Consider the following 7472-nt stretch of genomic DNA (forward strand, 5'->3'; position numbering starts at 1 on the left):
GCGACGACCTGGGTGCCGCTCGCGGTGCCGTCCTCGCCCGAGGTGCTCGACCCGGTCGCCGGGGCAGGCGCCGGTGCTGCGGCGCTCTCTCCCTCGGCGGCCGACTCGGAGTCACCGAGCAGCGAGATGGCGTTGTCAGACACGGTCACCGGGGCGTTGACCGCCACGAGAGCCTGGGTGCCCGAGAGCACACCATCCAGGCCGTCCGTGTCGAGGGAAAGCACCCCGGCCGCGTCAGGGGCCTGGGGAGCCGCGCTCTGGGGAGGAGCGGCGGCCGGGGTGCTGGTCGTGGAGTCTTCGGTGAGACTGATGGCGTTGTCCGTCACCGTGACCGGAAGGTTCACGGTCACCACGGCTTGGGTGCCGGATACCGTGCCCTCCGCGCCGCTCGTCTGCGGAGCGGGGGCGGGAGCCGGGGCGGGAGCGGGAGCCGGTGCCGGAGCAGGGGCCGGGGCAGGCGCCGTGGATGCCGCGTCGCCGAGCACGGAGATCGCGTTGTCGACGACCGTGATCGGGGCGGTGATGGGCGCTACGGCCTGGGTGCCGGAGAGCAAGCCGTCGTCTCCGGATGTCTCGGCCGCATTGGCGGCCGTCGCGCCGAGCAGGGTGATCCCGCCGGCGATGAGCGTGCCCCAGAGGACGCGCTTCGCGTAGGTACGCATGATGGTTCTCCTGACGTGACTGGTCTGTCTGATGGGATGCACGCGAGGAAGTGCGCGCGCAGCACGGCATCTGTCATCCGGGTGGGATGACGCGACAATCCGTCAGTCGGGAGAGACGTCGGTGTCGGCGACGGGGGCGCCCGGAAGGGCGTCGTCCCGTGCGCCGGCTGCCCGCTCCCAGGCACGGAGCGGGGTGGCGCCGATCTCGCTGAGGCGAGCGGGGGCGCTGGTGGAACCTCCGGCCGAGGTGGCGGAGGACGAGGCGGGGGCGGCCGGAGCGGCCGGAGGAGCACCGAGCGGCACCGGAGCGGTGTCACCGGCGCCGGCGTCCGAGGAGTCGGGCGCGGAGACCGGGCCTGCAAAGGAAGCCACGGTACGGACCGCAGAGTGCTGGCCCGTGCTCGGGGAGGCCGATGGTGCGGGCGCAGGCTCCGGAAGCGCGGCGATCTCGTCGCGCGCCGTGGTCGCACCCGCGGGGACGGAGCCCTCCGGGATCTGCGGTGCGGCCGGCTCGTGTGGCGTGAGCACCTCGACGACCGGCGGAACGGTCTCTTCGACGACGCCGCCGATCAGGCCGGTCGTGCCGTCGACGACGCCGACGACGTTCTCGACCAGGTCGATGGCGCCGGAGTCGACGACGATCCCTCCGACCAGCGGAAGGCCGCCGACGAGGTCGAGCACGGGCGCCGTGATCTGTGAGACCGGTGCAGAGCCGAGCACGTCGGTCACGGGCTCGACGACCGTCTCGGTGGTCTCGGCGACCGCCTCGAGCACCGGGGCCGCGGTGTCTCCGACGACGGGGACCTGTGTCACCGTCTCGGTCACCGTCTCGACGACGGCGGGAGCGGCCTCCTGCACGGGAGCGACGGTATGGGTCACGACCGGAGCCACGACCTCGTGCACCACAGGCGCGACGACCTCCTGGACCACCGGCGTCGCCACCTGGTTCACCACCGGAGCCACGACGTTGTTCACGACCGGCTTCGTCACGGCGGTGACGGTCTCGGACACGACAGAGGTGAGGCCGTCGAGCGGACCCTTGGGCTGCTCGTCCGCGTGTGCGGAGCCGCCGCCGGTGAGGACGGTCAGGGCTGCCCAGGCGAGCGCGCCGATTCCACCCCAGAGGACGGCGTGGGGTACGCCGCGTCGGGTGGTCCGAGCGTCCACGTCGTCCTCCCCCTCCGAAGGTCCACGGGTGTGTCGATGGGAGGCAGAATACTCGCGGACCCCCTGTCTGTCCAGGGGTGTTTACATCCGATTCTTCTCGTGTCAGATCGTGACGCGCCCGGCGGATTTCCGGCTTGACTTTCCCCAGGTTCTACACATGCCCCCTCCGAAGGGGAAACCTTCAACGCGCAATTTAAACTCGTTTTCATCCACAGGGTGGGGAAACGATAAAACCGCGTTCAGGGTAGATAAAAAAGTTCGGTGTTCACACCGTCCACCGGGTTATCCACACCTGTTCTGCACAGACACTCCGAGATTGTCCGCACGCTGTCCACATGGTTATCCACAGGCCGTGTTGCACCGTGTGAAGACCGCTCATAGCGTGGTCGAGCGACCGAATGTCGGGGGCACCTGCTTGTCTGGGGATGGCCGCCGCGCGGCCGCGGTCCCCCGCACCGGCATCCGCGGATGCGCGCGCGGGGCCCGCCTCAGAACCGTCGCATCGAAGGGAACACAGTGTCGATCGCCGACATCTCCGAGGAGCGCCTGGGAGGGCAGCGTCCGCCCGAGCGCACCCCTCCGCACGACCTCCTCGCCGAGCAGAGCGCCCTGGGCGGCATGCTCCTGTCGAAGGACGCGGTCGCCGACGTGATCGAGACGCTCAAGGGCGCCGACTTCTACATCCCCAAGCACGAGCTCATCTTCGAGGCGATCCTCTCGCTCTACTCCCACGGTGAGCCGACAGACGTCGTCGCGGTCACCGACGAGCTCATCAAGACGGGTGAGCTGAACAAGGCCGGCGGTGCCGACTACCTGCACACGCTCACGTCGATCGTCCCGACCGCGGCCAACGCCGGCTACTACGCCGGCATCGTCTCCGAGCGCGCGATCCTCCGCCGACTCGTCGACGCCGGGACGCGCATCGTCCAGCTCGGCTACGACGGCCAGGGCGACGCGACCGACATCGTCAACAACGCGCAGGCCGAGATCTACTCGGTGACCGGCTCGGAGACGGCCGAGGACTACGTGCCGCTCACCGTCGCCGTCGACGCCGCGGTCGAGGAGATCGAGGCGGCCAACGGCCGCGACGGCTCCATGACCGGCATCCCCACCGGCTTCCGGGAGCTCGACGAGCTCACCAACGGCCTGCACGGCGGGCAGATGATCGTCGTCGCGGCGCGACCCGCGATGGGAAAGTCCACGCTCGCCCTCGACTTCGCCCGTGCGGCGTCGATCGGGCACGACTTCCCCTCGATCTTCTTCTCCCTCGAGATGGGCAAGAGCGAGATCGCGATGCGTCTGCTCAGCGCCGAGGGGGCGATCCCGCTGCAGAACATGCGCAAGGGAACGCTCGACCCGCGGGACTGGACGACGGTCGCCGCCACCCGCGGCCGCATCAACGACGCCCCGCTCTACATCGACGACAGCCCGAACATGACGCTCGTCGAGATCCGGGCGAAGTGCCGACGGCTGAAGCAGCGTGCCGGTCTGCGCATGGTCATCATCGACTACCTCCAGCTCATGACGTCGGGTAAGCGCGTCGAGTCCCGTCAGCAGGAGGTCTCGGAGTTCTCCCGAAGCCTCAAGCTCATCGCGAAGGAGCTGCAGGTCCCGGTCATCGCGCTGTCGCAGCTGAACCGTGGTCCCGAGCAGCGACAGGACAAGAAGCCCGCCATCAGCGACCTGCGAGAGTCCGGATCGATCGAGCAGGACGCCGACATGGTCATCCTGCTGCACCGCGACTCGGTCTACGACAAGGACGTCCGTCCCGGCGAAGCCGACCTCATCGTGGCCAAGCACCGTAACGGTCCGACCGCGACAATCACGGTCGCCTTCCAGGGGCACTACTCCCGGTTCGCCGATATGGCGCCGGGCGGCGACTTCAACTGACCCCCGGCGTCAGCGTCCCGTGTCGGACGCCGACTCCTCGCGGAGGCTGAGCCGGACGTGGCAGGAGTGCGCGCTCGTGAACGGGATCACGCGTTCGATCTCCACGGGGCCGCCCGCCCTCGCCAGCACCGACTTCATGAGCTCCTCGTGCACCCGGCAGACCACGGTCTGGTCATCCGTCAGCAGCGTGTGGAAGCGGCAGGGGGAGAGGTCGACCGTCATCGCCTTCTCGTCGATGTCGGGCTGCAGGCCCACGTCGTCGAGGTGGTGGAACAGCGCGTCGAGCTGATGCGTCGCGGCCTCCGGGAGCCCGGATCGCGTCGCCGGGAGCACCGCGCGCATGAGGTCGCCGTGTCGGATCGCTTCCTGGACCCGCCGTTCCTCGATCTCGTTCGGATCGCTGGGCAGCACGGGGGAGAAGCGCAGCCGCGGTCTTCCGCGCCGACCGGTGTGCTCGACCTCCGACCGGGCGAGACCCTCACCTTCGAGCACGCGCAGGTGGTCGCGCAGCGTGTTCACGTGGAGGCCCATGCGGAGGGAGAGCTCGGCGAGGCCGATTCCCGGAGTGTCCATCAAGGCGGCGAGAACCCGGAGCCGGCTACTCTGCATGAGTCCGCGATAGGCGTCGGTAGGACGTGGCATGTTACCCATTATTCCCTGAACGCGGAGTGCGGGATCGATTTCCACGGTGACCCGCGGCCGCCGGCGTGGACAACCCGGTTAATCTGAGGCCATGACGGGTGGACGCACGGTGACGGCGCTGCGCCTGCTGCTGCCGGCTTTCCTGCTCGGGGCGATCGTCGCGATCTCGTTCCTGGAGGCGCCGCTGAAGTTCCTGGCTCCGGGGATCACGATCCCGCTGGGACTCGGCATCGGTCGCCTCGTGTTCACCGCCCTCAACGTCCTCGCGGGAGCGGTGCTCCTCGTGCTGACGGCGGTCAGCATCCGCGCCAGGGTCGGACGTCCCTCGGCGCTGCTGCTCGGCGGGCTGTGGCTGGTGTTCCTCGTCGAGGTCGTCGTCATCCGCCCAATCCTCAACCGGCGCAGCGACCTCGTCATCGCAGGGCGGGAGGCTCCGGGAACGGATGGCGCGCACTACGCCTACATCGTCGCGGACGTGACGATGGTCGTGCTGCTCGTGGTGTTCCTCGTGGTCACGGTGCGGGCGATGCTGCCGCCGCGAGCGTCCTCGCCGGCGACCGACGTCTAGGACGCGTCGGACGCAGCGGATTCCAGCAGTCGACGGGCGCTGTCCCGAGCGGTCGCGAACGGCTCTGCGAACGTCCCCATGCCGACGGTGACGATCGCGCCTTCATAGAGCAGCATGAGCGTCTCGGCGAGCCGGTCCGGGTCGTGGAACCCGGCCTCGCTGCAGAGTTCTGCGAAGACCGCGAGTAGCCACTCCTTCTCGCGGCGGGCCTCGGCGAGCACCAGCGGGGCGTCCCCGGGGCCGTCGATCTCGGCCCGCGCGTTGATGGCGCTGCATCCCTTGGTGCTGTGGTCCGGCACCCAGGAGATGGCCGCGTCGAAGATCGCGAGCACGCGGGCGGGCCCCGCCTCCGGGGCTCGTGCGAGGTGGGCGGCGACGTGCGCGCGCCAGCGGGCGTCCCGGTGCTGGAGGTACGAGACGACGAGCGCTTCCTTCGAGCCGAAGCGGTCGTAGAGCGTCTTCTTCGTCACCCCGGCGGCGGCGGCGATGGTGTCGACTCCGACGGCGTGGATGCCGCGTTCGTAGAAGAGGTCGGAGGCGGCGTCGAGCACGCGGCGCGCCCCGGGGGTCAGCGGCGGGAGCTCCGGCACGGTTGTCGACATGCGGCGAGTATACCAAGCTGTATAGTGACGGGATGAGTAAACAGATCGGTATACTCTCTCGGGTCATCACCGTGGGTGCGGCGGTGGCCTTCGTCCTCACGTGGAGCTCGGGATTCCTCATCCCCGCGGTCGCCACCGCGGACGTCGACCCCCTGACGCTCCTGGTCTGGCGATTCACGCCGCTCGCCGTCCTGCTCGTCGTCCTGGCCGCGATCTCCGGAGCGACGAAGGGGATGACCGCACGGGAACTCGGCATCCAGGCGATCATCGGCGCGCTCGCCCAGTTCGGATACTGCGCCGCCGTGTACGCCGCCGTCGCGACGGGGATCGCCACCGGCACCGTCGCGCTGATCGACGCGGTCCAGCCGTTGCTCGTCGCCGTGCTGGTCGGGCCGGTGCTGGGCCTTCGTGTGCGCGGCGCCCAGGTGGCGGGACTGGTGATCGGGGCGGTGGGGGTGCTGCTCGTCGTGCAGTCCCAGTTCGGTGCCGGTTCCGCGCCGCTCGTCGCGTACCTGATTCCGGCGGCGGCGATGGTCTGCCTCGTGATCGGCACGCTGGTGCAGCGGCGGACGGCCGTGCGCGCGGGGGTGCTGCTGACCCTGACCATCCACGTGAGCGTGACCGCCGTGCTGCTCCTCGTCATCGGCGCGCTGGCCGGGGCACTCGTTCCGCCGGAGCGACCCTCGTTCTGGATCGCGGTGGTCCTGACCGCCGTCTTCCCCACGCTCGGCGCCTATGGTCTGTACTGGTGGCTGCTGCGCCGGGTCGGCATCACCGCACTGCAGGCGCTGCTCTTCCTCGTCGCCCCGGCGACCGCGATCGGCGGGGCGCTGCTGCTCGGTGAACCCCTCACGGCGATCACGCTCGGCGGGTTCGCGCTGTGCGCCGCCGGCGTGACCATGGTGCTCGTGAGCGAGGCGCGGAACCGCGGCCCGGAGGTGGCGGAAGGCTCCGAGACGCCGGGTCAGGGCCGGACGCGGACCGCCCGGCCCTCGAAGGTCACCACATCGCCGTCGCGGAGCTGACGCCCGCGGCGCCGGTCCACCTCGCCGTTCACGGTGACGTAGCCGTCGATGATGACCTCTTTCGCGTCGCCGCCCGAATCGAGCAGTCCCGCGAACTTGAGGAACTGCCCGAGGCGGATGACCTCGCCGCCGATGGAGACCTCGTCGATCGGATCGGAGTTCGTCATCCTTGCATGCTAGCCGTCAGGGCCGCGGTCACTCGTCGACGTCGGTGCCGACGACCGCGAACGAGGCGTCGAAGGAGATGTCGATCGAGCGGTTGTCCGTCGTGAGGACGGAGGCGTCGTAGGGGCTCACGTCGTCGGAGTCCACATCGAGGTCGGTGATCATCCCCTCGGCCTCCGCGAGGGCGGCGTCGACGAGCGTGCGGATGGTCTCCTCGTCGAGCGTGAGCGTCGGTCCCTTGTCGTCGTCGTCCGCGGCGTCGGTCGACACCACGGTCGCGGTGAGGTCGTCGTCCACGCGCACCTCGGTCTCGTCCCCGGCGGACGTGGTCAGCTGCACTTCCCACGTTCCGTCGCGCTTCGCGTCGATCGAGGTGACCTCGCCCTCGGCGGCGTCCTGGGCGGCGGCGGCGATCGCGAGAAGCTCGTCGACGTCGTCCGTGCCGATGCCGGTCACCGGGCCGCGGTCGCCCCGGTCTCCGCTCGGGCGGGCATCCTCGTCGCCGCGGTGGTCTCCGCGCGGGCCGTGGTCGCCCTCGTGTCGGGGGCCCTCCATCGCGGGGCGGTCGTCGTCGTCGCCGAACTCGTCGCCGATCGCGGCACCCACCGCGACGCCTCCACCGGCGAGGAGTACCGCGGCCGCGATCCCGCCGCCGATCAGGAGCGCGCGCTTACGTCCGGGCGTGGCGGGGGTCGCGAACATCGTCTTCTCGTCTTCGGCGAACGCGATCGCGAGTGCGGCATCGAGCTCC

Annotated in this window: 8 protein-coding genes and 1 pseudogene; 3 read left to right on the forward strand and 6 right to left on the reverse strand. The window is 70.0% G+C overall.

The window, feature by feature from the left end; all coding sequences use genetic code 11:
• Nucleotides 1-662, reverse strand: a pseudogene (locus DW296_RS16355) (hypothetical protein); the annotation flags it as partial.
• A gap of 102 nt (nucleotides 663-764) precedes the next feature.
• A complete protein-coding gene (locus DW296_RS00165) occupies nucleotides 765-1829 on the reverse strand; it encodes a hypothetical protein (protein WP_136050586.1) in 1065 nt (354 codons plus the stop codon).
• A 516-nt stretch (nucleotides 1830-2345) separates the two neighbouring features.
• Between DW296_RS00165 and dnaB the strand changes: the two genes are divergently transcribed.
• Nucleotides 2346-3719: a replicative DNA helicase gene (gene dnaB / locus DW296_RS00170; protein WP_025102810.1), complete on the forward strand. Its 1374-nt coding sequence runs from the start codon at nucleotides 2346-2348 to the stop codon at nucleotides 3717-3719.
• 9 nt (nucleotides 3720-3728) lie between these two features.
• Here dnaB and DW296_RS00175 read toward each other — a convergent pair whose 3' ends face one another.
• Nucleotides 3729-4361, reverse strand: coding sequence for a winged helix-turn-helix transcriptional regulator (locus tag DW296_RS00175; RefSeq protein ID WP_136050587.1), 633 nt, complete (start codon nucleotides 4359-4361; stop codon nucleotides 3729-3731).
• A 91-nt stretch (nucleotides 4362-4452) separates the two neighbouring features.
• On the opposite strand from DW296_RS00175, the gene DW296_RS00180 reads away from it, so the two are divergent.
• Complete coding sequence (locus DW296_RS00180; RefSeq protein WP_136050588.1) at nucleotides 4453-4929, forward strand: hypothetical protein; 477 nt, start codon at nucleotides 4453-4455, stop codon at nucleotides 4927-4929.
• On the opposite strand, the gene DW296_RS00185 is transcribed toward DW296_RS00180, so the two are convergent.
• Nucleotides 4926-5531 carry a TetR/AcrR family transcriptional regulator gene (locus DW296_RS00185; RefSeq protein ID WP_136050589.1) on the reverse strand — a complete coding sequence of 202 codons (606 nt, stop codon included), beginning with the start codon at nucleotides 5529-5531 and terminating at the stop codon, nucleotides 4926-4928. The genes DW296_RS00180 and DW296_RS00185 overlap by 4 nt on opposite strands.
• A gap of 32 nt (nucleotides 5532-5563) precedes the next feature.
• Between DW296_RS00185 and DW296_RS00190 the strand changes: the two genes are divergently transcribed.
• Nucleotides 5564-6556: a DMT family transporter gene (locus DW296_RS00190; RefSeq protein ID WP_240742935.1), complete on the forward strand. Its 993-nt coding sequence runs from the start codon at nucleotides 5564-5566 to the stop codon at nucleotides 6554-6556.
• On the opposite strand, the gene DW296_RS00195 is transcribed toward DW296_RS00190, so the two are convergent.
• Together DW296_RS00195 and DW296_RS00200 are read right to left on the reverse strand one after the other, a co-directional pair.
• A complete protein-coding gene (locus tag DW296_RS00195; RefSeq protein ID WP_025102805.1) occupies nucleotides 6496-6723 on the reverse strand; it encodes an RNA-binding S4 domain-containing protein in 228 nt (75 codons plus the stop codon). The genes DW296_RS00190 and DW296_RS00195 overlap by 61 nt on opposite strands.
• Nucleotides 6724-6751: 28 nt before the next feature.
• The coding region (locus DW296_RS00200) for a hypothetical protein (protein WP_240742936.1) at nucleotides 6752-7472 on the reverse strand (721 nt) is incomplete at its 5' end.

Source organism: Microbacterium sp. K36 (assembly GCF_004794355.1).
In the GTDB taxonomy this organism is placed as follows: domain Bacteria; phylum Actinomycetota; class Actinomycetes; order Actinomycetales; family Microbacteriaceae; genus Microbacterium; species Microbacterium paraoxydans_D.

What these genes read in the sequence shown, in the direction of transcription:
- DW296_RS00195 (WP_025102805.1), bottom strand. Translation starts at nt 6,723, where the DNA reads ATGACGAACTCCGATCCGATCGACGAGGTCTCCATCGGCGGCGAGGTC.
- DW296_RS00190 (WP_240742935.1), top strand. Translation starts at nt 5,564, where the DNA reads ATGAGTAAACAGATCGGTATACTCTCTCGGGTCATCACCGTGGGTGCG.
- DW296_RS00175 (WP_136050587.1), bottom strand. Translation starts at nt 4,361, where the DNA reads ATGCCACGTCCTACCGACGCCTATCGCGGACTCATGCAGAGTAGCCGG.
- DW296_RS00185 (WP_136050589.1), bottom strand. Translation starts at nt 5,531, where the DNA reads ATGTCGACAACCGTGCCGGAGCTCCCGCCGCTGACCCCCGGGGCGCGC.
- DW296_RS00180 (WP_136050588.1), top strand. Translation starts at nt 4,453, where the DNA reads ATGACGGGTGGACGCACGGTGACGGCGCTGCGCCTGCTGCTGCCGGCT.